This is a genomic window from Streptomyces chattanoogensis, from assembly GCF_001294335.1.
Lineage (GTDB): Bacteria > Actinomycetota > Actinomycetes > Streptomycetales > Streptomycetaceae > Streptomyces > Streptomyces chattanoogensis.
Genome location: NZ_LGKG01000151.1, coordinates 66,418 through 92,172 on the forward strand (window position 1 = coordinate 66,418; position 25,755 = coordinate 92,172).

General features: G+C 71.1%; 28 protein-coding genes and 1 tRNA gene. 22 read left to right on the forward strand and 7 right to left on the reverse strand.

What is annotated here, in order from left to right; genetic code table 11:
• Nucleotides 1–11: 11 nt before the first annotated feature.
• Complete coding sequence (locus ADL29_RS25665) at nucleotides 12–206, forward strand: ferredoxin (RefSeq protein WP_046926886.1); 195 nt, start codon at nucleotides 12–14, stop codon at nucleotides 204–206.
• Nucleotides 207–292: 86 nt separating this feature from the next.
• Here the strand turns inward: ADL29_RS25665 and ADL29_RS25670 are convergent, their stop codons facing one another.
• Nucleotides 293–730, reverse strand: a complete 438-nt coding sequence (locus ADL29_RS25670; RefSeq protein WP_046926887.1) for a nuclear transport factor 2 family protein — start codon at nucleotides 728–730, stop codon at nucleotides 293–295.
• A gap of 169 nt (nucleotides 731–899) precedes the next feature.
• Between ADL29_RS25670 and ADL29_RS25675 the strand changes: the two genes are divergently transcribed.
• The 3 genes from ADL29_RS25675 to ADL29_RS25685 all read left to right on the forward strand — a co-directional run bounded on the left by ADL29_RS25675 (nucleotide 900) and on the right by ADL29_RS25685 (nucleotide 3,344).
• Nucleotides 900–1,487, forward strand: a complete 588-nt coding sequence (locus ADL29_RS25675; protein WP_053925957.1) for a PadR family transcriptional regulator — start codon at nucleotides 900–902, stop codon at nucleotides 1,485–1,487.
• A gap of 108 nt (nucleotides 1,488–1,595) precedes the next feature.
• Complete coding sequence (locus tag ADL29_RS25680) at nucleotides 1,596–2,654, forward strand: NAD(P)-dependent alcohol dehydrogenase (protein ID WP_053925958.1); 1,059 nt, start codon at nucleotides 1,596–1,598, stop codon at nucleotides 2,652–2,654.
• 72 nt (nucleotides 2,655–2,726) lie between these two features.
• Complete coding sequence (locus ADL29_RS25685; RefSeq protein ID WP_053925959.1) at nucleotides 2,727–3,344, forward strand: TlpA family protein disulfide reductase; 618 nt, start codon at nucleotides 2,727–2,729, stop codon at nucleotides 3,342–3,344.
• 24 nt (nucleotides 3,345–3,368) lie between these two features.
• On the opposite strand, the gene ADL29_RS25690 is transcribed toward ADL29_RS25685, so the two are convergent.
• Complete coding sequence (locus ADL29_RS25690) at nucleotides 3,369–5,612, reverse strand: MMPL family transporter (RefSeq protein WP_053925994.1); 2,244 nt, start codon at nucleotides 5,610–5,612, stop codon at nucleotides 3,369–3,371.
• 264 nt (nucleotides 5,613–5,876) lie between these two features.
• Here ADL29_RS25690 and ADL29_RS25695 point away from each other — a divergent pair, with 264 nt between their 5' ends.
• The 5 genes from ADL29_RS25695 to ADL29_RS25715 all read left to right on the forward strand — a co-directional run bounded on the left by ADL29_RS25695 (nucleotide 5,877) and on the right by ADL29_RS25715 (nucleotide 8,643).
• Nucleotides 5,877–6,221, forward strand: coding sequence for an ArsR/SmtB family transcription factor (locus ADL29_RS25695; RefSeq protein ID WP_053925960.1), 345 nt, complete (start codon nucleotides 5,877–5,879; stop codon nucleotides 6,219–6,221).
• Complete coding sequence (locus ADL29_RS25700) at nucleotides 6,218–6,454, forward strand: hypothetical protein (RefSeq protein ID WP_053925961.1); 237 nt, start codon at nucleotides 6,218–6,220, stop codon at nucleotides 6,452–6,454. Before ADL29_RS25695 ends, ADL29_RS25700 begins: the two co-directional genes overlap by 4 nt.
• A 485-nt stretch (nucleotides 6,455–6,939) precedes the next feature.
• Complete coding sequence (locus ADL29_RS25705) at nucleotides 6,940–7,335, forward strand: DUF4232 domain-containing protein (RefSeq protein WP_245689632.1); 396 nt, start codon at nucleotides 6,940–6,942, stop codon at nucleotides 7,333–7,335.
• 186 nt (nucleotides 7,336–7,521) lie between these two features.
• Nucleotides 7,522–7,836 (forward strand): type II toxin-antitoxin system VapB family antitoxin, encoded by a 315-nt coding sequence (locus ADL29_RS25710; RefSeq protein WP_046926894.1) that lies wholly within the window; start codon nucleotides 7,522–7,524, stop codon nucleotides 7,834–7,836.
• 153 nt (nucleotides 7,837–7,989) lie between these two features.
• Nucleotides 7,990–8,643, forward strand: a complete 654-nt coding sequence (locus ADL29_RS25715; protein ID WP_053925995.1) for a LytR C-terminal domain-containing protein — start codon at nucleotides 7,990–7,992, stop codon at nucleotides 8,641–8,643.
• Between the two features lie 73 nt (nucleotides 8,644–8,716).
• Here the strand turns inward: ADL29_RS25715 and upp are convergent, their stop codons facing one another.
• Nucleotides 8,717–9,352 (reverse strand): uracil phosphoribosyltransferase, encoded by a 636-nt coding sequence (gene upp, locus ADL29_RS25720; RefSeq protein ID WP_053925963.1) that lies wholly within the window; start codon nucleotides 9,350–9,352, stop codon nucleotides 8,717–8,719.
• 117 nt (nucleotides 9,353–9,469) lie between these two features.
• Between upp and ADL29_RS25725 the strand changes: the two genes are divergently transcribed.
• The 4 genes from ADL29_RS25725 to ADL29_RS25740 all read left to right on the forward strand — a co-directional run bounded on the left by ADL29_RS25725 (nucleotide 9,470) and on the right by ADL29_RS25740 (nucleotide 11,197).
• On the forward strand, nucleotides 9,470–9,682 hold the full coding sequence (locus tag ADL29_RS25725; RefSeq protein ID WP_425424282.1) for a hypothetical protein: 213 nt from the start codon (nucleotides 9,470–9,472) through the stop codon (nucleotides 9,680–9,682).
• A gap of 221 nt (nucleotides 9,683–9,903) precedes the next feature.
• Nucleotides 9,904–10,452, forward strand: a complete 549-nt coding sequence (locus tag ADL29_RS25730) for a tRNA adenosine deaminase-associated protein (RefSeq protein WP_053925964.1) — start codon at nucleotides 9,904–9,906, stop codon at nucleotides 10,450–10,452.
• A 65-nt stretch (nucleotides 10,453–10,517) separates the two neighbouring features.
• Entirely contained in the window at nucleotides 10,518–11,030 is a 513-nt protein-coding gene (gene tadA, locus ADL29_RS25735) for a tRNA adenosine(34) deaminase TadA (RefSeq protein WP_078971282.1), read from the forward strand.
• An 82-nt stretch (nucleotides 11,031–11,112) separates the two neighbouring features.
• Nucleotides 11,113–11,197 (forward strand) — tRNA-Ser (locus ADL29_RS25740).
• A gap of 69 nt (nucleotides 11,198–11,266) precedes the next feature.
• Here ADL29_RS25740 and ADL29_RS25745 read toward each other — a convergent pair.
• The 3 genes from ADL29_RS25745 to ADL29_RS25755 form a co-directional block, all read right to left on the reverse strand.
• Entirely contained in the window at nucleotides 11,267–14,644 is a 3,378-nt protein-coding gene (locus ADL29_RS25745) for a DUF4132 domain-containing protein (protein WP_053925965.1), read from the reverse strand.
• Between the two features lie 172 nt (nucleotides 14,645–14,816).
• Nucleotides 14,817–15,254 (reverse strand): hypothetical protein, encoded by a 438-nt coding sequence (locus ADL29_RS25750; RefSeq protein WP_053925966.1) that lies wholly within the window; start codon nucleotides 15,252–15,254, stop codon nucleotides 14,817–14,819.
• Between the two features lie 34 nt (nucleotides 15,255–15,288).
• On the reverse strand, nucleotides 15,289–16,068 hold the full coding sequence (locus ADL29_RS25755; protein WP_053925967.1) for a DUF2127 domain-containing protein: 780 nt from the start codon (nucleotides 16,066–16,068) through the stop codon (nucleotides 15,289–15,291).
• Between the two features lie 630 nt (nucleotides 16,069–16,698).
• On the opposite strand from ADL29_RS25755, the gene ADL29_RS44210 reads away from it, so the two are divergent.
• From ADL29_RS44210 to ADL29_RS25785, 7 genes are all read left to right on the forward strand, one after another.
• Entirely contained in the window at nucleotides 16,699–16,863 is a 165-nt protein-coding gene (locus ADL29_RS44210; protein ID WP_169795264.1) for a hypothetical protein, read from the forward strand.
• 64 nt (nucleotides 16,864–16,927) lie between these two features.
• Nucleotides 16,928–17,221, forward strand: coding sequence for a Dabb family protein (locus ADL29_RS25760; RefSeq protein ID WP_046926903.1), 294 nt, complete (start codon nucleotides 16,928–16,930; stop codon nucleotides 17,219–17,221).
• 244 nt (nucleotides 17,222–17,465) lie between these two features.
• The gene (locus tag ADL29_RS25765) at nucleotides 17,466–18,275 is read left to right on the forward strand and encodes an RNA polymerase sigma factor SigF (protein WP_046926904.1); all 810 of its coding nucleotides are present in this window, start codon (nucleotides 17,466–17,468) and stop codon (nucleotides 18,273–18,275) included.
• 293 nt (nucleotides 18,276–18,568) lie between these two features.
• Complete coding sequence (locus ADL29_RS25770) at nucleotides 18,569–19,417, forward strand: RNA polymerase sigma factor SigF (RefSeq protein WP_053925968.1); 849 nt, start codon at nucleotides 18,569–18,571, stop codon at nucleotides 19,415–19,417.
• Between the two features lie 343 nt (nucleotides 19,418–19,760).
• Entirely contained in the window at nucleotides 19,761–20,501 is a 741-nt protein-coding gene (locus tag ADL29_RS25775; RefSeq protein ID WP_063788537.1) for a hypothetical protein, read from the forward strand.
• A gap of 134 nt (nucleotides 20,502–20,635) precedes the next feature.
• Complete coding sequence (locus ADL29_RS25780) at nucleotides 20,636–21,109, forward strand: VOC family protein (protein WP_053925970.1); 474 nt, start codon at nucleotides 20,636–20,638, stop codon at nucleotides 21,107–21,109.
• A 268-nt stretch (nucleotides 21,110–21,377) separates the two neighbouring features.
• Nucleotides 21,378–21,986: a helix-turn-helix domain-containing protein gene (locus ADL29_RS25785; protein WP_211274389.1), complete on the forward strand. Its 609-nt coding sequence runs from the start codon at nucleotides 21,378–21,380 to the stop codon at nucleotides 21,984–21,986.
• 94 nt (nucleotides 21,987–22,080) lie between these two features.
• Here ADL29_RS25785 and ADL29_RS25790 read toward each other — a convergent pair whose 3' ends face one another.
• The gene (locus ADL29_RS25790; RefSeq protein ID WP_053925971.1) at nucleotides 22,081–22,302 is read right to left on the reverse strand and encodes a hypothetical protein; all 222 of its coding nucleotides are present in this window, start codon (nucleotides 22,300–22,302) and stop codon (nucleotides 22,081–22,083) included.
• Nucleotides 22,303–22,600: 298 nt separating this feature from the next.
• Between ADL29_RS25790 and ADL29_RS25795 the strand changes: the two genes are divergently transcribed.
• Both ADL29_RS25795 and ADL29_RS25800 read left to right on the forward strand, forming a co-directional pair.
• Nucleotides 22,601–23,092 (forward strand): MarR family winged helix-turn-helix transcriptional regulator, encoded by a 492-nt coding sequence (locus tag ADL29_RS25795; protein ID WP_053925998.1) that lies wholly within the window; start codon nucleotides 22,601–22,603, stop codon nucleotides 23,090–23,092.
• Nucleotides 23,093–23,196: 104 nt separating this feature from the next.
• Nucleotides 23,197–25,686, forward strand: coding sequence for an MFS transporter (locus ADL29_RS25800; RefSeq protein WP_470621429.1), 2,490 nt, complete (start codon nucleotides 23,197–23,199; stop codon nucleotides 25,684–25,686).
• The last annotated feature ends 69 nt before the right edge of the window (nucleotides 25,687–25,755 follow it).

The window sequence follows — 25,755 nt, forward strand, 5'->3', positions numbered from 1 at the left end:
GGAGTACGACCATGCGCATTCACGCCGACCAGGAGAAGTGCTGCGGTGCCGGAAGCTGTGTGCTGGCGGCGCCGGATGTTTTCGACCAGCGCGACGAGGACGGCATCGTCGTCGTCCTCGACGCCGAGCCACCGGCCGGGCTGCACGACGCGGTCCGTGAGGCCGTCGCCATCTGCCCCGCGGCCGCGATCTCGGTGAGCGACTGACCGTCGGCCACCGCCCGCCCCACCATGCGCCGGCCCCGCACCTTCCGCGAGGCCGGCGCCCCGGCACGTCACGCCACGGCCGCCCGCTACGGCTGCGGTACGAGCCCTTCGGCGACCAGCCCGGCCAGCACCGCCTCGCCCAGCGCATGCACCGCGGACTGCGGCCGCACCATCACCGTGAACTCCTTGATCCGCCCCGCCTCGTCGAACTGCAGCAGATCGATGCCGTGGATCTGCTTGCCGTTCACGGTGGCCCGGAAGATCAGAATCACCGACTCGGCCGCGTCACCCCCCGCCGTCTCCGCACCGCCGGCCAGCTCACCCACGTACCGGAAGTCCTCGAAGGTCCGCAGCAGCACCCCGAACAGCCCGAGCACCATCGGACGGCCTTCGAAGGGCGTGAACTTCACCGGGCTGTAGAACCGGATGTCCTCCGTGAACAGCCCTTCCAGTGCGTCGAGTCGGCGCGCCTCCACCGCCGCCCGGAAGCGGTCCGCGGTGTTCCCGTCCTCAGTCGTCGCCATGCTGCCCTCTCCTCGCCTCATGCGGCCGTCATGATCAAACCCGGAACGCTCGATATCCTCGATACGCCCACACTCAGAGCCATGATTAGTCAGATTCTTGAGTATGGGAAGGGAGCGCGGGACAGAGCGCGGAAGACGGCAGAGGAAGCAGGGGAAGAGGGGTCCGGACATGGCTCTGAAGCATGCGGTGCTGGCGGCGCTGCTCGACGGTGAGTACAGCGGCTACCAGCTGGCCAAGGCGTTCGACGTCGGCGTCGCCAACTTCTGGCATGCGCTGCCCCAGCAGCTCTACGCCGAGCTGACCCGGCTGGAGGCGGACGGGCTGGTCGCCGGCCGGCAGGTGGTCCAGGAGACCCGGCCGAACAAGCGGCTGTTCCAGGTCACCGAGGCGGGCCTGGCGGAGCTGCAACGGTTTGCGGCGGCCGCGTCCAAACCGTCGTTCATCCGGGACGATCTGCTGGTGAAGGTACAGGCGGTGGACCGGATCGAGGCCGCGCCGGTGATCGAGCAGCTGACCGAGCGGGCCCGGATCGCCGACGCCAAGGTGGAGATCTTCGGCAAGCTGCTGGCACGGCTGCGGGGCACCGCGACCGAGGAGGAGTTCCTGGCGCACGGCGCGCCGATCGGCCCGTATCTGACGTGTCTGCGCGGGCTCGGCTTCGAGCAGGAGACGCGCGACTGGTGCGAGCGGATCGCCGGCGTGCTGCGGGAGCGGGCCGCCGGCTCCCCGGAGCTCAGCCGGAGGGGACCGGCGTGAGGTGAGCACAGCGGCCCGGGCCAGGGTGGTCCTGCCGGAACCAGGCAGGCCCTGCCTACGTTCAAGAGGCACTGGTTACCGGCCCGGCGCCGACGCATTCTCGATGCCATGACCACCCACACCTCTGTCGCCGCGTACGCCGCACCCGCCCCGAAGGCTCCGCTGGAGCGGACCACCATCCCGCGCCGCGAGCTGGGTGCCCACGACATCCTGATCGATATCAAGTACGCCGGCATCTGCCACTCCGACATCCACACCGTCCGCGCCGAGTGGGGCGACGGCGGGAACTTCCCGATCGTCCCCGGCCATGAGATCGCCGGCGTGGTCGCCGGGACGGGCTCCGCGGTCACCCGCTACCAGGTGGGCGACCGGGTCGGCGTCGGCTGCTTCGTCGACTCCTGCCGCGAGTGCGAGAACTGCCGGAACGGCCTGCAGCAGTACTGCACCGGCGAGTCCGGCAACATCGGCACGTACAACGCCGTCGGCCGGGACGGACAGCCCACCTACGGTGGCTACTCCACCCACCTGGTCGTCGACGAGAACTACGCGCTGCGCATCCCCGACTCCATCCCGCTGGACGCCGCCGCCCCGCTGCTGTGCGCCGGCATCACGCTCTACTCCCCGCTCGCCCACTGGAAGGCCGGCCCCGGCAAGAAGGTCGCGGTCGTCGGTCTCGGCGGTCTCGGCCACATGGGCGTGAAGATCGCGCATGCGATGGGCGCGGAGGTCACCGTCCTCAGCCAGTCGCTGCGCAAGAAGGACGACGGGCTGCGGCTCGGCGCCGACCACTACTACGCGACGTCCGACCCGGCCACCTTCGAGGCGCTGGCGGGCTCCTTCGACCTGATCCTCAACACCGTCTCGGCCGATCTGGACATCAACGCCTACCTCGGCCTGCTGCGCACCGACGGCACCCTGGTGCAGGTGGGCGCGCCCGAGAAGCCGCTGGCGATCGCGCCGTTCGCGCTGATCCCGGGGCGCAAGTCATTCTCCGGCTCGATGATCGGCGGCATACCGGAGACCCAGGAGATGCTCGACTTCTGCGGTGAGCACGGTCTGGCCGCGGACATCGAGGTCATCAGCGCGGACAAGATCAACGAGGCGTACGAGCGGGTGCTGGCGAGCGATGTCCGCTACCGGTTCGTGATCGACACCGCCACGATCTGAGCCGCCGGAGCCGTGCCGGGGAGGGGCGCACCCCTCCCGGGCACGGGAACCCCGCCATGCAAAACTGCTGAGATGAGCGCCCGAACCGCCCCAACTGCCCCTGTCTCTCGCCGTCGTACGGCCTTCGTTGCGGCAGCCGTCGCGGGCGTACTGGCCCTGAGCGCCTGCGGTTGGGGCGGCTCCGGTGGCGACGCGAGTTCCGGGGCGGGCTTCGGCCGGAGCGCGGACCGTATCGCCACCGTCCCCCCGGCCGACCGCAAGGCGGCACCCGAGCTCTCGGGGACCACCACCCGCGGCACGCGTCTGGACGTCGCCGACTACCGGGGCAAGGTCGTCGTGCTCAACGTCTGGAGCTCGACCTGCGGCCCCTGCATCGCGGAGACGCCCGGCCTCGTCAAGGTCGCCAGGAGCAGCCGGGACAAGGGAGTTCGGTTCGTCGGCATCAACACCCGGGACGCCGAGACCTCGCAGGCCACCGCGTTCGAGGAACAGCACAAGGTGCCGTATCCGAGCCTGTCCGACCCGGCCGGCAGGCTGCTGCTCCGCTTCCCCAAGGGCAGCCTCAACCCGCAGACCATCCCGTCGACGCTCGTCCTCGACCGGCACGGGCGCCTCGCCGCCCGCACCATGGGAGCGGTCGACGAGGACACCCTGCGGAAGATGATCGCTCCCCTGGTCAAGGAGAAGTGAGCCGGTCAGGGACAGGTGAACCGGTCAGCGGGAAGCCAGGGTGCTCACCGGGGAGCTGCCGTCCGTGTCCCTCACCCGCTCCTGTGCCCGCCGCATCCCCCGTGACGGCCACCAGCTCGCCCGGCCCAGCAGCGTCAGCGCCGCCGGCAGGATCATGACCCGGATGACGAAGGCGTCCAGGAGGACCGCCACCGCGAGGCTGAAGCCGATCTGCTTCATCTCGGCGAGGTGGAGCAGCATGAAGGTGGCGAAGACCGTCACCATCACCACGGCCGCGCTGGTCACGACCTTCGCGGAGGTGACGGTGCCCTGCAGGACGGCCTGCCGGGTCGGTACGCCGCCGAGCGCGGCCTCGCGGATCCGGCTGACGACGAAGACCTGGTAGTCCATCGAGAGTCCGAAGAGGATCACGAAGAGGAAGAGCGGCACCCGGGAGCCGATGGCGCAGGTCGCCGCCGGATCGAAGCCGAACAGGGTGCTCGCGAGGCCGTGCTGGAAGAAGACCACGACCAGACCGAACGCGGCCGCGGCGGAGAGCAGGTTGAGCACGACGCCGATCAGCCCGAGGACGAGGGAGCGGAAGGCCACGGCGGTGAGCAGGAAGGTGAGCAGCAGCAGCATCCCCACCACCAGGGGGAGCTTCTCGTCCTGGTGGGCGAGGTAGTCGGTGTCGTGCGGCACGTCCCCGGTGACGGCGAACCGGGCTCCGGCCACCTTGCCCACGGTCGAGGGGAGATAGTCCTTACGGAGACGGTCGAGCGAGGCGAGCGCCTCGGGAGAGCTGAGTCTGTACGGGGCGGACAGATAAAGGGTGCTGGTACGGCGGTCCGTCGAGAACCGGACCCCCGGCGCCACGTTCTCGCCACCCTTCGCACCCTTCGCACCCGCGGCATTCGCAGTGTTCTTGGCATAGAGCGGGTCCCGCTCGGTGCGGCGCACCAACTCCCGCAGTGCGCCTTCGACTTCATCGGCCTCGCCGGGCGCGGACCGGACGACGATCTGGTGCTGGATGCGCAAGTCGGGGAAGGCCGCGGTGAGCCGGTCGTATGCCTGGAGGGCGGGGATCTCACGGGACATGCTGTCCTTGTTGAGGACCCGGAGCTGCATGCCCAGGGCGGGCGCCGCCAGACCCAGCATCAGGAGGACCGACAGGCACAGGGTGATCGCCGGGTGCTTGCTCGCCGGGCGGAGCAGCGCGCTCCAGATCCGGCCGGCCTCGGCGCCGTCCTTGGCAAGGCGCCGGGTGCCGTTCCTGGCCGCACGGCGTGCAGCGCGGCGTTCGGCGCGGCGGCCGATCGTGACCAGCAGGGCGGGCAGCGCGGTCAGCGAGCTGAGCACGGCGGCCAGCACGACGATGATGGTGCAGGTGGCCAGGGACGAGAAGATGATGTCGGTGGCCAGATAGAGGGTGGCCGTGGAGACGATCACGGCGAAGCCGGAGACGACGATCGCCCGGCCCGAGGTGGCGGCGGCCAGCTCCACCAGGGCCTCGGGCCCGAGCCGGCCGCCCGAGCGGCCCCGTTCCTCGCGTTCGCGCTTGAGGTAGAAGAGCGTGTAGTCGACGCCGACGGCCATGCCGATCAGGATGATGATGTTCATGCCCACGCCGGCGTCGGGCAGCACATGCGAGGCGATCATCGACAGGCCGACGGCGGCGGCGATCGAGGTCAGCGCGAGCAGCACCGGGACCGCCACCATCACGGCCGACCCGAAGACGGCCAGCAGCGTCAGCAGCGTGATCGGCAGGGTGATCGCTTCGGAGAGCGCCAGGTCGTCGTCGCGCTGCTGGTCCACGCCGACGCTGATGGACGGGCTGCCGGTCTCCTCGATCCGTAGCGCCTGGTGGCCGCGCTGCGCCGCCGCGGTCTGCGCGGCGAGCGGCGCGACATGCTTCTGGGCGTCCGCGTCGGCGCCGTGCAGGGTCACCTCGACCCGCAGCGTGCCGCCGTCGGCCGAACGGACCGGCGGCGCGACCCGCTTGACCTCGGGCAGCCTGCGCATCCGGTCGGTGATGTCACGTACGGCGGCATCGGCGGCGGCCCGGTCCAGCGGGCCCGAGCGGGCGGAGATCAGCACCTGCTCGACCGGTTCGTGGCCCAGATGTCCCTCGGCCGCCATCGTCTCGGCGCGGCCCGCCTCGCCGGTGCGGTAGTCGTCGGCGGTGGCCTTGTGGGTGCCCATCGCGCTCCCCACACCCAGCGACAGCACCACGAACGCCAGCCATACGGCCACTCCGCGCCAGGGATGGCGGGCGCTCCAGATCGCCATCCGTACGGTGGCCGGCCGTCTGCCGGACCGTCCCCCCGGCCGCTCGGTCGGCGGCTTGTGCACAGCCACGTTCACTTGCCCAGCTCCTTCGACATCACGTCGCGCCCCCCACTGGTACGCATGTAAGTCGAGAATTACAGGTGTCTTGGGAAGCCGTCAACCGTAAGATCGTGGCGGACAGAGCGCGGCGACCTCGCTTGACAGTCCGTCCAGACATGCGAAAACCTCCGCTGACAGGCGTCCGGAACGGCAAGAAGGTGGGCCATGAACAGCGAAGAGCTGCTGGCCCTGCTGTCCGCCGTGGGGCATGCGCAGCGTCTGCGGGTGATCGGCGAACTGGCCGAAGGCCGGCTGTATGTCAGCGAACTGGCCCGCCGGCTCGAAATGTCCCGGCCGCTCCTCTATATGCACCTGGACCGGCTGGAGAAGGCCGGTCTGGTCGTGGGCCGGCTGGAACTGTCCGAGGACGGCAAGGCGCTGAAGTACTTCGAGCTGGCCCCGTTCGAGCTGAAGCTGAACGTGGCCACCGTCCTCGCCGCCCTCCAGGAAGACCGGTCAGGACCGACCGACCCGCACGACCCGAACGACCGTAAGGGGACGCCTACATGAGCGGCAGCACCGTCATCCCGATCGCCATCCTCTTGATCGCCTTCACCTCGGTCGTGGCGATCGTGACCTCGTACTTCAAGCTGCAACGACATCGGGCCGACGCCGCCGCACTGGCGGAATACCGCGAGCTCGCCGCCCAGGTCACGGCCGGTCAGCAGGCCATAGACACGCGGCTGACGGAGCTGGGCGACCGGGTGGCGGCCGTCGAGAAGCTGCTCCGTAGCGTTGGCTAGTTTCTCCCCACGCTTCCGCTGCGCTTTGCCTGGGCCGTACGTTGTTGTCTGCGGCGCCGCGGTGTCTTCTCGCCGTTGCGCCCGGCGGCGGGCGGGGGTTGGTTGTCGGCCGCGGTGCCGGCCCTCCGGACTTCGTCCTGCGGTCCGTCCCCTCCCGACGGTGGGGGTGGAGGAGGCCAGTGGGGGCGCGCACGATCTGCCCACTGCTCGCACGGACGGGACTACGGACACCCCCACCGGTCTTCTCCCACCCCCAACGGGGAGGTGCCGGGCTGTAGCGGCGGAGCCGTGTAAGCCCGGTACCGCTGCCGAACAGCCCCGCGCAGCGGCAACCAGCCCGCCGCAGGCGCACCCTCATCGCGGCCGCCGGGCTGGGCCTCACCGCCTGCCAGGACGGCGGCGGCAGCCGGGCCCACGACAGGCCGCGGCCCTCCGCCGCATCCCGGCTCCCGGCACCGGCGCCGGGAGCCGCCTGCACTCCCGAGATGCTCCGGTTCCATGCCCGTACGGTCCGGCACCGGACCCACCGCCTGCTCCTGAGCGTCACCAACAACTCCGACAGACGGTGTGATTTCGCCGCCCAGCCGTACCCGCTCCTGCGGCTCGGCGTCCGGCAGCGGGCCGTCGCCCCGGCGATCGGGCCCAGTAACCCGGGCACCGTCGTCACCCTCGCCCCAGGCCACACCGCCTTCGCCGGGATCACCACCTCCGACGGCACCCGCGCCCGCCGGGAGCGGATCTCCCAGTTCGGCCTCGCGCTGGCCCGCCACACCGTCCCCTGCCAGGTCGGCCTGGACAGCGGCCCCGCGGTCCGCGTGGATCCGCAGACCGCCAGGGTCACCTACTGGCAGACCCGTCGCGCGGCCGCCCTGAAGTGGTGACCCCACCGAACAATCGCCCGGACACCCGGGCCCGCACTCACCCGATCGTGCCTATTTCCGATGGGCCGAAGAGGGGCCCGCTGCAGGGCCATCACCCATGATCACTCCTGTTTTGCGGCTATTGATCGCCTTTACTCCCGACTCGCATGGCTGCGCCCGCAGTCGCTGGCCCGGTAGGCTTTCCGTGTGATCTTCAAGCGCATCGGAAATGGGCGGCCGTACCCCGACCACGGCCGGGAGAGCACCCGCCAGTGGGCGGACGTCGCCCCGCGCCCGGTACGCCTCGACCAGTTGGTGACGACCAAGCAGCAGCTCGACCTCGAGACGCTGCTCGCCGAGGACTCGACGTTCTACGGCGACCTCTTCGCGCATGTCGTGAAGTGGGACGGCGACCTCTACCTCGAGGACGGGCTGCATCGCGCCGTGCGCGCCGCCCTCCAGCAGCGCCAGGTGCTGCACGCCCGGGTGCTCGAACTGGACGGCAGCCCTGCGGCGGACTGACGCCGCCCCCCCTTGCCGTAGCCCCCGGCCGTACCGTCATGCCGTACCGCAATACCGTACGACCCTGCCCTTATTGACCTGTTCGGGTTGCCTTGTACACCACCGGCTGATCGTTTAGTAGGCATGGACCGCGGCCCGCACTACGCTGCGGGCATGAGCATGCTGACGCCCCCGGGCATGGGCGGTAAGAAGTACCGCATCACGGGCGACAGGTACCCGCGGATGCGCCGTCCCCGACACCGTCGCCGGATCGTCCTCACCCTGCTGGCCGGGGCCTGCGCCCTCGGCCTGGTCGGCTGGGGTTCCCTGCAGCTCATCGATGTTTTCGGCGGCAAGGCCGGTACGGCCCAGGCCGCCCCGGGCAAGAAGAAATGCAAGCCCGAGGAGGCGGCGGAGCAGGCCCGGGCCAAGGCCGCCGCGCGGAAGGCCCTGCCCAAGCCGGGCACGCTGACCGTCAACATCCTCAACGCCACCCCGCGCAGCGGACTGGCCAAGCGCACCGCCGAGGAGCTCGAGAAGCGCGGCTTCAAGATCGGCAAGGTGGGCAATGCCCCGGCCGGCTACGACAAGCAGGTCAAGGGCACCGGGATAGTGCTGGGCCCCAGGGCCGCCGCGCAGGGCCCGCTGAAGGTGCTCGGCACCCAGCTCAAGGGCGCCGAGCAGAAGACCGACAACCGCAAGGGCACCGATATCGACCTGATCATCGGCAGCGGCTTCAAGGAGCTGACCACGGCGAAGGACGCCGAGAAGGCCGTGGCCGAGCTGGCCAGGCCGGCCCCGCGGCCCGCCCACCCCGCCACCTGCTGACGGCTCCGGCAGCACGCACTCGGGCCCCTCGCCGATCGCGGCGAGGGGCCCGAGTGGTGATCGGGGACGGCTGCTAGCCGGCCGTGCCGTACATCCGGTCGCCCGCGTCGCCCAGGCCGGGCACGATGTAGCGGTCCTCGTTGAGCCGCTCGTCGACCGCCGCGGTGACCACCGTCACCGGCGAGCCGGCCAGCTCCTTCTCCATGACCTCGACGCCCTCCGGCGCGGCCAGCAGACAGATCGCGGTGACATCGTCCGCACCGCGCTTGATCAGCTCGCGGATCGCCGCGACCAGCGTGCCGCCGGTGGCCAGCATCGGGTCGACGACATACACCTGGCGGCCCGAGAGGTCGTCGGGCATCCGCGTGGCGTAGGTGTGCGCCTCGTAGGTCTCCTCGTTGCGGACCATGCCCATGAAGCCGACCTCGGCGGTGGGCAGCAGCCGGACCATGCCCTCCAGCATGCCCAGACCGGCCCGCAGGATCGGTACGACCAGGGGGCGCGGGTGCGAGAGCCGTACGCCGGTGGTCGCCGTCACCGGGGTCTCGATGTCGACCTGTTCGGTGCGCACATCACGGGTGGCCTCATAGGCGAGCAGGGTGACCAGCTCGTCGGCGAGCCGCCGGAAGGTGGGGGAGTCGGTGCGCTTGTCGCGCAGAGTGGTGAGTTTGTGCGCCACCAGCGGGTGGTCGACGACGTGGATCCGCATGACAACGACAGTAACCGAGCCGCGGAGCCCCGACGCCCACCGTGCAGGCGCCCGGTAGCGGACCCGGGTCCGGCGGTGCACTGGCGGCGGACCCCCGGATGGGTGGATGGTGGGCAGGTGCCCGACCGTCAGCCGCCCGACGAGGTGCCCGGCGCCGGTCCCGCCCCCGGGGGCCTCGACCCCGAGAGCGAGGCGGCCCGCCGCAGGCGCCGGGCGCAGTTCCTGCGTGAGCTGCATGAGGCCAAGGCGCTGCGGGACCGCGTCCAGCCGCGCCGGGCGCGGGCCGCGCGGATGCGCCAGGCCCTGCGGATGCGCACATTCCGCTGGTAAGTGCCGCTGGTAATTGCCCGCGCTGCCTCGGCCGTCCGCGCCCTGCGCACCCGTTCGCGCTGCGGCACGTGAGCGACATCTCTCACAACCTCCGCACGACGCAGCGCCGAAGACCCCGCGCGAACGCGATGTTTCTGCCACGATTCCGAAGGGGCGGGACCCGCGGCGCGGCAGCGTCGCCCCCGCCCGGCCCGGACGTTATGACAGGTGGGAGAGGCACGGTGTATTTCGCCGCACTGCTCGCGCGCACCGAAGACGGGTGGGAAGCGAGCGATACGGAGCTCGACGAAGTGGAGACGCTGACCGATCTGGCCGACCTGGCCCGGGAGGCGGCGGTCGATGACGACACGGTGGTGGCCTTCATCGAGCAGGAGGGCACCTGGTTCGGCGTCATCAGGGTGGACGGCGAGGACGACCCGCGGGTCTTTGTCTCCAACGCCGCCGTCGCCGCCAGGAGCTCGTACGGAGCGATGCTGACCGACGAGCTCCTCGGCCGCGATGACGACGACGCGGACGACCTCGACGCGCTCAATCTGGACGGCACGGAGGACGGCGAACCGGAAACCGACGACAACGCTGACGACAACGACACCATCGACGCGGTGAACGGCTCGGAGAGCCCGGCCATCGCGCACGGCCCGCTCGGCGATTCCCGGCTCCTGGCCGACCTCGGAGTCGATGAGGAGGAGCTGCTCGCCCTGAACGGCGATGCGCTGGCCACCATCGCCGACTCCCTGGGCTGCACGGAGGTCCTGGAAGCCGTGCGGTGATCCCGGCAGGGCCCGGCGGCCGACGCCGGGCCGACGCCCCGGGTCACGTCCCCGACACTGGTGACATGACCGTCCCCCCGACCACCCCTCCATCCGACCCTCGTCCCTCCCCCGCACCCGACCCGCTGCGCGACCCCTGGATCGCCCCGATGCGGCGGGCGCTGGACGAGGCCGGCCGCGCCCCCGGGACCGGAGACGTCCCGGTGGGCGCCGTTGTGCTGTCCGCCGACGGCACCGTCCTCGGCACCGGCCACAACGAGCGCGAGGCCACCGGCGACCCGACCGCCCATGCGGAGGTCCTGGCGCTGCGGGAGGCGGCGAAGGCCGTCGGGGAATGGCGGCTGACGGGCTGCACCCTGCTCGTCACCCTCGAGCCCTGCACCATGTGCGCGGGCGCGATCGTCCTCTCCCGTGTCGACCGCGTCGTCTACGGCGCCCGCGACGCCAAGGCCGGCGCCGCCGGGTCCCTGTGGGACGTCATCCGTGACCGCCGTCTCAACCACCGCCCCGAGGTCATCACCGGCGTCCTCGAAGCCGACTGCGCCGCCCTGCTCACCGACTTCTTCCGCGCCCGCTGACCCCCGTCGGCGCCCCGGCGCCCCGGGGGCCATCAGTAATCCGATTTCGGCGCACGGCCCCCCTTGGGCTAAGCTCTCTCTCGGTAGCGTGTCCGAGCGGCCGAAGGAGCTCGCCTCGAAAGCGAGTGTGGCGCAAGTCACCGAGGGTTCAAATCCCTCCGCTACCGCTTCTGAACCGCCCCGACCTGCACAGACAGGTCGGGGCGGTTCGTTTTCGTCCGGCCCGGTCGGCCTCGTCAGTTCGTCAGATCCGTGAGGTCGGCGAGGATTTCGGATGCGGTGACCGGATCGAGGGCGCCGAAGGACAGCTCGCGGGTGTCGCTACGCCGGCCGAGTCCGGTGCCGTCGCTGAGCCGGACACCGGCGATGCGCTGCTCGGGCCAGTAGTCGGGGTGGCCGACCGCGATGCCTGGATCGAGGCTCACCACGGCGGCACGGTCTCCGGGCAGCACCCGGGAGATCCAGGACTGGATGCCGTTGTCCTCGGCGGTGCCCCGCTCCCAGCCGCGGCGTTCCATGCCGAGCACCTTGACGGTGGGCACGGTGCGGTCGGCGAAGCGCTTCAGTTCCTTCGCGGTGCGTTCGTCGTCGGTGAGCGGATACGCCGGGCGGGCGAGCTGGTCGAACGGCTGGAGGAGCTCGTAGTCGGCGAACACCTCCATCCAGGCGTCGAGGGTGCCGGCCAGGTGCAGGGGGTGGGCGATGCCGACGCGGGCGGCGTCCGTGAGGGTGAGGGTCTCGTCGTGGACGTCGGCGAGGGTGCGGTCCTCGGCCAGGCGGAAGGAGCGGCCGTCGTCGGTCACCCAGACCAGCCGGCGGGCGATGTGCCACAGCAGCGGATGGCCGACGATCAGCTCCCGGAACTCGGCGGTGGTCCAGCGGCGCTGGGTGACCATGGCCCGCTCCAGGCGGCGGATCTGGTCGGCGGCCACGGGGCGCAGGTCCTTCTTGAGGGCGGCGAAGCGTTTGTGGGCGGCCGGGGCGAGGTCCTGGTCGTCGCGTACGCCGGGCTTGGGAAGGGTCTTGAGGCGCTTGCCGGTCCCGTCGGCGACGCAGGGCCTGAGCTGTTCGTCGAAGCCGACGGTGAAGCGGCGGCGGCCGTAGTCGAGGGTCATGCTGCCGGCCTCGTCCAGATCGAGACCGGGGACGAGGCGGTCGGCCAACTCGTCCGCGGTCAGGCCGCGTTCGCGGGCGAGTTCGGAGATCTTCTGCTGGGCCCGGCGCTGGATGCCGCCGTACTTCGACTTCTGGGCGATGCCGTTCAGATGGGTCAGGGCGACGTCGGTCCCGATGGCGGTGAGCACATTCAGCCCGGCGACCGAGGCGTTGTGGCCGCCGTCACCCGGCCAGGAGCGGATGAGCGGGGTGAGTCCCCGGACCGTCTCGTCGTTGCCGAGCAGGCCGAGTGCGGTGAGGGACCAGTCGTCCGGGGACGGCGGCCTGAGGTTGAGGGCGTACGGGGGCTGGAACAGGGCCCAGCCGAGTCCGGCCAGCGATTCCGGGTCGCAGACCTCCTTGACCACCTCGAGGCCCGCGTACGGCTCGTCGGGCTCGGACATGAGCAGCATGGTGACGAGATGGCCGACCGCGGACACGGGGAGGACGTGCCGACGGTCGCGCAGGAGGACCCGGGGGAGCAGATGGAGGTCCCGGTAGCCGGCGCCGTCGCGGACGCGCGACGGGTCCACGTCCAGGGGGTCGCGGTCCAGGAAGACCTCGAGGGCGGCGGCGGCCTTGTCGCCGTAACCGCGGGCGGCACTGCGGACCGCTTCCGGGCCGCCCTGGGACACGATGAGCCGCAGCGCCGCCTCGGCCTGCCGTCGCGCCTTGCCGGCCTTGCCGAGCGCTGCGGGGACGAGGGCGCGGGCAGCGGCGGCGGCATGGCGGCGGAACCAGGCGTGGACGACCGGACGGACCTTCTTGCGCGTCGCCAGCCAGTCGGCCATCAGCGTCGCCACCTCGGCGCCGGCGAACGGCAGCAGCAGACCGCCGCAGGCCGCCGAGTCCAGCCGGGCGACATGCAGCGCGGCAGGCAGCGCGTCCACGCCGAAACGGGCCACGACCGGCCGCATCCACTGCGCGGCGTCCCACCGCGCTTCCGGCTGCCAGCCCGCCAGCAGCGGGCGTACGAGCTCCTCGGGCGCGCCCAGGAAGAGTGCCGGGTGCCTGTCGCTGCGCAGCGTCAGATTCCGGAAGCGGCCGACCTGCTTGTGCCAGTCCGTGTTCTCGTCCCACTCCGCGTAGTACGTCGTGGTCCCGGCCCACTCCTGCCGCTCGCCGGGAGCCCAGGCGACGGCCGGGTCGGCGGGCGCCACCAGACCCTTGACGACCGCGGGCTTCACCTTCGGGCGCGGTCGCGTCCACGGCGGGTCGGCCAGCAGCCGCGGCAGGGCTTCCGCCGGTGCGTCGTCGATCCACCCGGTGCCGCGCGCCGCCCGGTCGATCTCGGCCTGCGCGGCGGCCGGGAGCGTGGGGGGCACGGCGGCGGTGAGCTCCGGGTGCGCCAGCGCGTGCCGGCGCAGCAGGGCGGCGGCGTACGCGGCGACGTCCGGGCCGCCGTCGGAGGCCGCGGTGGCGAGAAGGCGCAGCGCGCGGACGGGGTACCGCTCCATCGCCTCGATCACCGCGGCGTGGGCATTGCGCCGGTCCAGCCGCGCCACCAGGAAGCCGAGGGCCTCGTCGGTGGGCAGCGCGCCGAGTGCCGCGTACAGGAGCTCGCTGCGGTAGCTCTTGGTGTCGGCGATGTCCGTCAGTGCCGGCACGATGGCGGGACCGATGCGGGCGATGGCGGTACGGACGGATTCATCCGATCCGTAGTCGTGCCAGCGGTTGTCGTGGGCGCGGAATGCGTCGAGCTGCTCCATCGAACTCAACGAGCTCAGGACCATGTCCACATATTCGTCCTGCTCGGAGCGCGCGGCGGCGGTGAACAGCTCGTCCACCCACTCCGCCTGAGTCGGCACCAGATAGCAGGCGACCGCGCGCTGGAACGGGCCGCGGCGGCGGTCCGCAAGCGCCTCGACCGCCTCCCGGTAGGTCGCCTCGCCGGCCGCGGCGAGCAGGGCGCGCACCCGCTTGGCTATGCGCTCGCCCGCGTGCCACGAGGCATACCGGAGGTCGTCGTCGCGCCGGTACCGCACCGCGTGCGGGACGTCCTTGGTGCGGTCCTGGCGCTTCACCTCGACGAACACCCCGCCGAGCTCCGCGGTCGCCTCGGCGGCGAACACCAGGCCGTGCTCCGCGGCCCAGGCATCGGCGAACAGCCCCGCCTTCTCCCGCTCCCGCCATGGCATGTCCTCCGTGACCACGGCGGCGACAACGGCCGCACCGAGCGGACTCGGCTCACCCCGTACCTGCGCCTGCGCCGCCTCGAGCAGCTCCGGATCCCCGGACAGCCCCGCCACCCAGGACAGCCGTTCCTCCGTCATGCGCCGCGCCGCGTCCACCGCACCGGCATCGACCCCGGCGGCCGGCACGGTGGGCCCGCCGCGCCAGGGGTGGAGGCCGGGCAGCCAGGCCTCGGGAACGGTGAAGGTGTTCTCGTCGGGGAGGCCGCTCTTCGTGGCCGAGGGATGGGGGGTGTGCGGGGAGCCGGGGGTGTGCGGGGTGTCCAACGCCTTGCCTCCTGGTCGTGTGCGTGTACGACACCGTAGGCGGGGGGTCTGACATCAACTCGGCGCGGCGGGCGCGGAGTTGGCTTGCCGCGGGCGGCCGGTAAACACCGCGCGGCGGCGCCCCGGATCGGGGCGCCGCCGCGGGAGAAGCACCTGGCGGGCTGGTCCGCCGTCAGGCGTTGTTGCGGCCCAGTGCGCGGCGGATGAAGTGGACGATCAGCCAGATCACCACGACGGCGATGATCAGGAACACCACGAACAGCACGATCGCGATGATGCCGAGCTTCTTGAAGAAGCCCTTCGACTTCTTCTTGATCTTCTTCTTCCACTTCGAGGTCTTCTTCTCCTTGGAGACCGTCTGGAAGTGGCCCGAGTGCGACGAGTGCGACGAGTGGTGCGAGAACGAGCTGTGGCTGCCGTGGTGCCCGAACTCCGGCGCGGACGCGGGCGCGGCGGCGACCGAGGTGCGGGACACCGCCGCGCTCTCCGCGGCCACGGCCGGGCCGGCGCTCATGGCCAGCAGGCCGAACAGCAGGGCCAGGACGGCGGCCGGCCGGCGGCGCTTCTGCGCAGGTGTACGGGTATGCGGAGTATGCGTGGTGTCGGACATGGCGGGATTCCCCCTGGGGTCGTCGTCGTGGGCGTCAGCCATTATGGGCGGCGGCGGGCACCCCCGCCGAGGTCTCCACCTCCATGAGGGAGGCGCTCTGCCGTTCCTCGTCGAAGGCCTTGCGGCCGCCCCGTAGCCCGAACAGCCGCTTGGTGGCCGCGATGTAGAGCACCGCGAGGATGTTGATCACCAGCGTGGCGATCTTGAGCCAGCTGACCTTCTCCGTCAGCTCGTAGATCTCCAGCGGCAGGAAGGCCGCCGTCGCCACCACGGTCAGGTACTCCGCCCACCGCTTGGCGCGCCACAGGCCCACGCCCTCGATGATCTCGATCAGGGCGTAGACGAGCAGCGCCCCGGCCACCAGCATCAGGGTGGAGTGCTGATAGCCGAAGGTCTTCTGGATGGTGCCGACGACCGGCGAGTGGTCCAGGTCGTAGTGGAAGTGCCGGGCCACCGGGCGGAACACGGCGATGTACTCGTCGAAGAACCGCCGGACCGCATCCTTGCGGTTGCTGAACTGCCACACCCCGACCGCGGCCAGCACGATGAAGACGCCGCGGATCGCCCGCTCGACCGCCAGGAACCGCAGGATGAACAGATCGCGCAGGACCTTGCCGCGCGGCACCAGCGGGGCCTCGGCGGCCGGGCCGGAGCCGTGCGGGGCGCCGAGGGCGAAGTCGCCGCAGCGCAGACAGCGCCATGCCTCGCCGAGGGCGGTGGCCGCGTGCAGCTTCTCGCGCAGGTCCTGCTCGTGCGGGAGGTAGGTGATGTGCCCGCGGCGCGCGCAGGTACGCCGGTCCCAGTCGATCTTCATCGTCGGTGCCCCGTGGTCCGTTCCTTGTCCCGCGCAACCCACGCCACGCCCGCGGCGCGCCGCCACGCCGGGCGTACGGGGTGAGGGACGCGGATCGCCCGGCGGGCGGTTGCACACGGGAAGGGATACGGAGAGATACGAGGAGGGAAGAGGAGGTTCCAGCAGGTTTGCGGTGATACGCGGGGAACCGGGGGGGAACGGCGGGACTGACAGCCGGTCAGGGGAAGCGGCTGCATCGGGGGGACAGCCGCTCCCCCCGTTGGGGCCGGACCCCACAGCCCGCGCCGCAGTCAGGGGGAACCGCGCGGCGCGGACCCCGCAGAGGGGTCCCGACCCGGCCCCGCGGGTTCCTGCCAGATCCGCCGGGCCACCCCCATCCTGCCTCCGCACTCCGCCCCGGCCACCGGGCAAACGGCCTCCATCGGCGGGTCTTTGGTCCTTAAAAGCCAGATCAGCAACGCCCCGACCGCGACACGCCCGCGCGCCGAGCGCTCCCTCCCGGCTGCCCGGCTCGAACACCTGTGGTTACACTCACCCGACTGCACCCGCCCCGGGAGCGCCCGGACCAGAGTGCAGCGGAAAAGCAGGGGAATCCAGGGACTGCCGCAGGGGACAGGGGAGACGGGACCGATGGCGCAGGCAAAAAAGATCGCGTTGTATCTGGTCATCGTCTTCGTGCTCTACACGATCATCACGTCCCCGGCGCGGGCCGCCTCGCTCGTCCAGATAGGCTTCGAGGGCATCTCGTCCGCAGCTCAGGGCGTCGGCGAGTTCATGACCCAGCTGATCAAGTAGCCCGCCCGGGCGCACCGGCCGGTCGCCCGACCGGCCGCACCTCGTCCGCCGCACGGAGGTCCCAGTGATCCGCCACCTGGTCCTGTTCAAGCTCAACGAAGGCGTCTCCCGCGACGAGGAGCGGGTGCGGGCCGGCGTCCGCGCGTTCGAGGCGCTGGAGGACGAGATCCCCGAGCTGGAGTTCTGGGAGTGCGGCTGGAACATCACCGACCGCCCCATCGCGTACGACTTCGCGATCAACTCCGCCGTGGCCGACACCGACGCCCTCAAGCGCTACCTCGAGCACCCGGCCCACCAGGCGGCCGCCGGACAGTGGCGCGAATTCGCCACCTGGGTGATCGCCGACTACGAATTCTGAGGCCCGGCACGCCGCTCTCCGGCCCTCCTCCCAGCCCCTCGCCCGTACGGGTGGGGGGCTTCGCCGTACCCCGCTCCCTGCCGGTCCCCACACCGGTCCCCGTACGGGAAATCCCCCGCTCCCGCACCTCCCGCCAGCGGCCAACTCTCCCCCCAACACGGCGTTATGGGGTGCTTGCGCACAGTGGACATGTCTTGTGATGCTATGACCGCTTTTGCCGGATACATGCACTGGAAAGGGTGGCGTGACCGTGACGGCCCGTACTGCGCCCAAGGCTCCATCGCGCGAGAGCCGTAGCGCTGACACGCGGGCACTCACGCAAGTGCTCTTCGCGGAACTGGCGGGCCTGGAGCCCGGCACCCCGGAGCACACCAGGGTCCGCGCCGCCCTCATCGAGGCCAACCTTCCGCTGGTCAGATATGCCGCGGCCCGTTTCCGCAGCCGTAACGAGCCGATGGAGGACGTCGTCCAGGTCGGCACCATCGGGCTGATCAATGCGATCGACCGGTTCGATCCGGACCGCGGCGTCCAGTTCCCGACCTTTGCGATGCCGACCGTCGTCGGCGAAATCAAACGCTACTTTCGGGACAATGTCCGGACGGTGCATGTCCCGCGCCGCCTGCACGAGCTGTGGGTGCAGGTCAACGGCGCGACCGAGGATCTGACGGTGCTGCACGGCCGCTCCCCCACGACCGCCGAGATCGCCGAACGCCTCAAGATCGGCGAGGACGAGGTGCTCGCCTGCCTGGAGGCCGGCCGCTCGTACCACGCCACGTCCCTGGAGGCCGCCCAGGAGGGCGACGGCCTGCCCGGCCTCCTGGACCGCCTCGGCTACGAGGACCCCGAGCTGGCCGGCGTCGAGCACCGCGACCTCGTACGGCATCTGCTCGTCCAGCTCCCCGAACGCGAGCAGCGCATCCTCCTCCTCCGCTACTACAGCAACCTGACGCAGTCACAGATCAGTGCGGAGCTGGGGGTGTCGCAGATGCATGTCTCCCGGCTACTCTCTCGGAGCTTTGCCCGCTTGCGGTCCGCAAACCGGATCGACGCGTAACGGACCGCCGCCGCGGGCCGGCATCCGACAGGCCGTCAGCCATCGGACCGTCACCCGACAGGCCGTCACCCAACCGTGGAACGAAGGCCACCCGGAAACAGAATCGATCACTAACCGGGACGAGCGACCCGTTCCTGCACAGATATGTCGACAAGGCGCTACAGCGTGTTGCCGACATGTGACATTCTGCAGAAACCGCGTTTGCCGTGGCGCTGCCTCCGGTATTCAGGTGGAGGCATAACTCCTCGATCCGCTTGGACCGAGGCCCCGCAGCGACACCTCAAGGGGGTGGCATGTCCGTAGAACTGGGCAGCTCGAAGGTGCTTCCCGCGATTCCCGCGCCCGCGCCGCACCTGCACGACCAGGTGCACGACGACGAAGCCATCAACACCCGCACGCTCTCCCGCTCCCTGTTCCTGCGGCTGGCCACGCTCGACAAGGACTGCGCGGAGCGCACCTACGTCCGCGACACCCTCATCGAGCTGAACCTCCCGCTCGTCCGCTACGCCGCGGCCCGCTTCCGCAGCCGCAACGAGCCCATGGAGGACATCGTCCAGGTCGGCACCATCGGGCTGATCAAGGCCATCGACCGTTTCGACTGCGAACGCGGAGTGGAATTCCCGACGTTCGCGATGCCGACGGTCGTGGGGGAGATCAAGCGCTTCTTCCGCGACACATCGTGGTCGGTACGGGTCCCGCGCCGCCTCCAGGAGCTGCGCCTCGCACTCACCAAGGCCAGCGACGAGCTCGCCCAGAAGCTCGACCGGTCCCCGACGGTCCCCGAACTCGCCCTGTGCCTGGGCGTGTCGGAGGAGGACGTCGTCGACGGCCTGGCGGTCGGCAACGCCTACACCGCCTCCTCGCTGGACTCCCCGTCCCCCGAGGACGAGGGCGGCGAGGGCTCCCTCGCGGACCGTCTCGGCTACGAGGACAGCGCGCTGGAGGGCGTGGAATACCGCGAGTCCCTCAAGCCCCTGCTGGCCAAACTCCCGCCCCGGGAGCGCCAGATCATCATGTTGCGCTTCTTCGCCAACATGACGCAGTCCCAGATCGGCGAGGAGGTCGGCATCTCCCAGATGCACGTCTCCCGGCTGCTCACCCGCACCCTGGCGCAGCTGCGCGAGGGTCTCATCGCCGACTGAGGTCCGGTCCGCCGAGGGGCCTGCGCACCGATGGACGTGCCGCTCGGCGGACAGCTGCAGAACCGGGAACCGCACCGTACGGTTTCGAGCCCCGTATCCGACCCCAGCGGCCCCGACAGCCTGCATCGTGATGCCCGCATGAATCTCCGCGCGCCGCCCGTCGACCAGCGTCTCGGTCCGGGCCTTGGCTCCCCGCCACCGCGCTCAGGCTTCCGCCCGTGTGAGCCCCCGCGACGCCGGAACCTTCGGCAGCCTTGAGGTCGAGCCTCGGCCGCCGCCCCCTGTACTCCTGATGCTCCGTCAGCAACACTGGCCCCCAGCTACCGCTGGGAGGTGCCCCACGATGCGACGGACCACGACAGTTGCCTCCGCCTCGGCGGCCATGGCGTGCCTGGGCGTCCTGCTCACCGGCTGCGGCAGTGCGGCCCACGAGGGCTATGTCGCGGTGGGCGCGGCAGGCCCCGCCGACGGCCGGGCCCCCGCGAAGGCCGTACCGCCGGAGGACGGGGTGGAGTTGACCCCCACGGACGGCAGCGGCGCGGGCCGCCACGGCGCCGGTACGGGCCCTTCCGGCCGCCCCTCACCGGGCTCCGCGCCCCGACCGAGGGACGATGACACGGCCCCCGAAGCCCCGAAGGGGAAAGCGGGCGACGCAAGCGGGACAACCCCCAACTCCCCGCCCGCTCCCGGCCGTTCCTCTCCCTCCCTTCCCGCACCCCCCTCCGGCTCCCCCACACCCCGGTCCCCCTCCCCCATCGTCCCCGCCGGCCCCGGCGCTCCCGCCGGCCTCCTGATCGGCAGGCCCGGCCTCGCCGACACCGACGTCCGCTGGTGCGAAAAGGTCACCCTCGACTTCCTCAACACCGGCAAGCACGCGGTCACCGACGGCACCGTCACCTTCGGCACCCACGTGATCGGCGCGCTCGGCGTCGACTGGTCCACCGTCGACTCCACCCACAAGCTCCCGCTGCCGCTCGCCCCCGGCGAGAAGAGGACCGGCACCTGGCGGGTGTGCGTGGACGGCTGGCGGGTGCCGTTGGGGATGCATATCGACACCCGGGACGTCACGTTCCACTGGAAGTAGGGGTGGCGGAGGCCGCTGCCCGGCCCCGCGTGCGGCGTTTTCCTCCCGATGGCCGATGAGTTCCGCCCGGCCCGCCGGTCAGTACTGCTACAGGAGCAACCGCGAGCCTGAACCGGTCATCACAGGAGGACCCCATGCCGCAGATCACCCCCAACCTCTGGTTCGACACCCAGAGCGTGGAGGCCGCCGAGTTCTACTGCTCGGTCTTCCCGAACTCGAAGATCAAGAACATCTCCTACTACACCGAAGCCGGTCCCCGGCCCGCAGGCACCGTGCTGACCGTTGACTTCTCCCTCGACGGCCAGGACTACGTCGCGATCAACGGCGGCCCCGAGTTCACGTTCAGTGAGGCCATCTCGCTGATGATCACCTGCAAGGACCAGGAGGAGATCGACTACTACTGGAACAAGCTCACCGAGGGCGGCGAGGAGGGCCCCTGCGGCTGGCTGAAGGACAGGTACGGCCTGTCCTGGCAGGTCGCCCCCGCCGGCATGGCCGAGCTGATGAGCGACCCGGATCAGTCCCGCGCCACCCGCGCCATGCAGGCCATGCTGGGCATGAAGAAGATCGACATGGCGGCGCTGCAGGCGGCGGCCGATCAGGGCTGACGGACACGGCCGGGGCGGCGCCGGCGGCGCCGCCGGGTTCGCCGCGCCAGCCAGGTGCACGGTGCACGGTGCTCCAACGGTGAGCCCACCGACCACTTCGACGCCGGGTCCGGACGCGGTGCGAGCCACCTGACCGTCGTTCAACTCGCATCTGCGCCCGGCGACTTCGGCGCTGGCCTACCTCGACAAGGCCGAGCAGCGGCATGCCCGTGCGGCGCCGTCCACACGACGGCAATCCTTGTTGCCGTTTCCGGGAAGAGCGGGTGCAATGGACGGCGTGGAGCATTCACCTGACATCGCCCGAGCCCTGACCGAGGTCGGCCCCCGCCTCAAGCGCCTGCGTACGGAGCGGGGCGTGACCCTGGCGGCGCTGTCCGAGGCCACCGGTATCTCCAAGAGCACCCTGTCCCGCCTGGAGTCCGGCGGGCGCCGCCCCAGCCTGGAGCTGCTGCTCCCCATCGCCCAGGCCCACCAGGTCCCGCTGGACGAGCTGGTCGGCGCCCCCGAGGTCGGCGACCCCCGCATCCGCCTCACGCCCAAGCACGTGAACGGCAATGTCGTGCTGCCGCTGACCCGGCAGACCGGCCCGCTGCAGACCTTCAAGATGGTGCTGCCGGCCTCGCGGAACACGCCGGAGCCCTGTACCCACGAGGGTTACGAGTGGCTGTACGTCCTCTCGGGACGCCTGCGTCTGATCCTGGCCGACCACGACCTGGTCCTGGAAGCGGGCGAGGCGGCCGAGTTCGACACCCGGCTGCCGCACTGGTTCGGCAGCACCGGCGACGGCCCGGTCGAGCTGCTCAGCCTCTTCGGCCGCCAGGGCGAGCGCATGCACGTACGCGCCAAGCCCCGCGCCCGCAGCAAGCCCCAGGACTGACCGCCGAACGCCGCGGCCCGCTGCCTGACGGCAGCGGGCCGGAAGATCTCTCCGCAGGGGCCGGCCCCGGAAGGGGACGCGGGGAGCAGCCCGCCTACTTCAGCGCCAGCCAAGCGGCCCCCGCCACCACCAGGACCGCGACGATCACGCCGAGGATCACGCCCACGCGCGCCCCGCCGCTGCTCTCCTGCGCCACCGCGCGACGGCTGCCGGGGCCCTGAGGGGCGCCGCCCTCGTCCACAAACGCGCGGAACATCTGGGTGCTGCCCGCCGGGTCGTAGTTGCCGCCGGCCTGGTTCTGGGGGTTGGTCGCCATGGGCAAGGACCCTAGCGAACTGCGCGTCCGAGGGGCACCCCTGGGGCGTGTACCCACATGACCTGCACCTTTACCCCACCAGGCGGGGCCGCTGACGGCCGCCCGGCCCAGACTTTTGACTCGCTTTACCCCCGGACGCCCCAAAACAGTTTGCCTTCGGCAACCAACCTCATCTATGGTTGCCTCAAGCAACAAAGCTGAAGACGTGATGCCCGGACATGACGCGCAGCAAAGACACGAAGCACGACACCACGACATGCCGTGCACAGACATGACGTGCAGACGCGTGGAGGAGCCCGTGGCCGCTCACAGTCAGTACGAAGAGCTGGCCAGGCAACTCAGCGCCATCGGCGCCGTCAAGCGCGAGATGGGCCGGATCCTGCCCCAGTGCTGCCCGCCCGCATCGGCCGGCGTGCTCACCCTCCTCGACCGGCACGGCGAGATGCGGATGAGCCAGCTGGCCGAGCTGCTCGCCATCGACATGTCGGTGACCAGCCGGCATGTCGCCCATGTCGCCGAGCGCGGCTGGATCGAGCGCCGGCCCGATCCGGCGGACAAGCGGTCGCGGCTGCTGCGCCTGACCCCGAGCGGCCGGGAGCTCCTCGCGGAGCTCTCCGAGCGTTACACCCAGACCCTCGCCCGGTACCTGCACGACTGGACCGACACCGACGTCGGGCACCTCGTCGAGCTGCTCGCCAGGCTCCGTACGAGCTTCGGCGACTGCCGCACCCGGGCCCCGTACGACCCCCTCGACTCCCCGACCTCCCCCGCCCGTACACCCACGGGATGACAAGGAACCAAAGGAACCACATGGCTACGACCACACCAGCCGGTGTGCGGGGCGGCCACGCCAAGCACGGAGGCGGCGGACACCACGCCTCCGACGGGGCCCCCATGACGCACCGTCAGATCATGGAGGCGCTGTCCGGGCTGCTGCTCGGCATGTTCGTCGCCATCCTCTCGTCGACGATCGTCTCGAACGCGCTGCCCGAGATCATTCACGATCTGGACGGCGGGCAGAGCGCCTACACCTGGGTCGTCACCGCCGCGCTGCTGGCGATGACGGCGTCCACCCCGCTCTGGGGCAAGCTCTCCGACCTCTTCAGCAAGAAGCTGCTGGTCCAGTTCGCGCTCGTCATCTACGTCGCGGGCTCGGTCGTCGCCGGGCTGTCGCAGAACACCGGCATGCTGATCGCCTGCCGTGTGGTGCAGGGCATAGGCGTGGGCGGCCTGTCCGCCCTGGCCCAGATCGTCATGGCCGCCATGATCTCGCCGCGGGAGCGCGGCCGGTACAGCGGCTACCTCGGCGCCACCTTCGCCGTCGCCACCGTCGGCGGCCCGCTGCTCGGCGGTGTCATCACCGACACCAGCTGGCTCGGCTGGCGCTGGTGCTTCTACGTGGGTGTGCCGTTCGCCGTCATCGCCCTGATCGTTCTCCAGAAGACCCTGAAGCTGCCGGTCGTCAAGCGCGAGGGCGTCAAGGTCGACTGGGCGGGCGCGTTCTTCATCACCGCGGCGGTCTCGCTGCTGCTGGTGTGGGTGACGCTGGCCGGCGACAAGTACGACTGGATGTCGTGGCAGACCGCCGCGATGGTCGGCGGCGCGGTCGTGCTCGGCGCGGTCTTCGTCCTCGTCGAGTCCAAGGCCAAGGAGCCGATCATCCCGTTGCGGCTGTTCCGCAACAAGACGATCACCCTGGCCTCGATGGCCTCGCTGTTCGTCGGTATCGCGATGTTCACCGGCACCGTCTTCTTCAGCCAGTACTTCCAGCTGGCGCGCGACAAGTCGCCCACCATGTCCGGCATCATGACCATCCCGATGATCGGCGGGCTGTTCGTCTCCTCGACGGTCTCGGGCCAGGTCATCACCAAGACCGGCCGCTGGAAGGCCTGGCTGGTCACCGGTGGCGTGCTGCTGACCGCCGGCCTCGGCCTGCTGGGCACCATCCGCTACGACACCGAGTACTGGCACATCGCGATCTTCATGGCCCTGATGGGCCTGGGCATCGGCATGATGATGCAGAACCTGGTCCTGGCGACCCAGAACCAGGTCGCCCCCGAGGACCTCGGAGCCGCCTCGTCCGTCGTGACGTTCTTCCGCTCCCTCGGCGGCGCGGTGGGTGTCTCGGCCCTCGGTGCGGTCCTCGCCAACCGCGTCACCCACTACGTCAAGGACGGGCTGGCCGAACTCGGCCCCAAGGCCGCCAAGGCCGCCGCACACGCCACCGGCAACAGCGGCGGCATCCCGGACCTGGACGCCCTCCCGGCGCCGCTGCGCACCGTCATGGAGAGCGCCTACGGCCACGGCGTCGCCGATGTGTTCCTCTACGCGGCGCCCTGCGCGCTGCTCGCCTTCCTCGTCACCCTGTTCATCAAGGAGGTCGCGTTGAAGACGCGTGGCGGACTGGCCCAGAGCTCGGAGACGGCCGAGACCACCCCCTCGACCGCCCCTGCCGACTCCGCCTCCGCGCCCGTCGCCGAGGAGCGGGAGCCGGCCCTGGTGGGCGCCCCGGTCACCGGCGACGACAACGGGCACGGCCACACCCCGTCCTGGGCCCAGCCCGCCGCCGCGGCCCAGCCCCTGGCGGCGTACGCCTCCGTCGGCGGCGACACCCCGCCCGGCCCCGCGATCCACGGCTTCGTCCGCAACGCGGAGGGCAATCCGGTCCCCCGCTCCGCCGTCACGCTGATCTCGCTCAGCGGCCGGCAGCTGGGCCGCTCCGTCGCCCAGGCCAATGGCTCGTACGTGCTGAACGCCCCCGGCGCCGGGTCGTACGTCCTGATCGCCGCGGCCGACGGCCACCAGCCGCAGGCCTCCACGGTCGTCGTCGGCGACCAGCCCCACGGCTACGACATCCTGCTCAGCGGCACCAGCGGCCTGACCGGCCAGGTCCGCAGCGCGGCCACCGGCGCACCGGTCGACGGTGCGATGGTCGTCGTCACGGACGTCCGCGGCGAGGTGCTGGCCACCGGAAAGACCAACGCCGAGGGCTACTTCGCCTTCGACGAGCTGGCGCCCGGCACCTTCACCGTCGCCGTGAACGCCGCCGACCACCGCCCGGCCGCGCTGCCGGTCGAGGTCGGCGGCCAGGGCACCACCCGTATCGAGGTCGAGCTGCTGTCCGGCGCGCGGGTGCAGGGCCTCGTACGGGCCGGAGCCGACCGCGCCCCGCTGGCCGACGCCCGCGTCACGCTGGTGGACGCGGCGGGCAACGTCGTGGCGACCTCCACCACCGGGGCGGACGGCGCCTACGCCTTCACCGACCTGGACGCCGGCGACTACACGGTCATCGCGAGCGGCTACCCGCCGGTCGCCACCGGCCTGACGGTCGACGCCCGCGGGATCGACGGCCACGACGTCGAGCTCGCACACCCGGGGGAGTAACCCCTCAATACCCCGGACCGGGGCGCGCTTTGAGCGGAGGAGCGCCCCGGTCCGGCCCCCAGGGCTCCG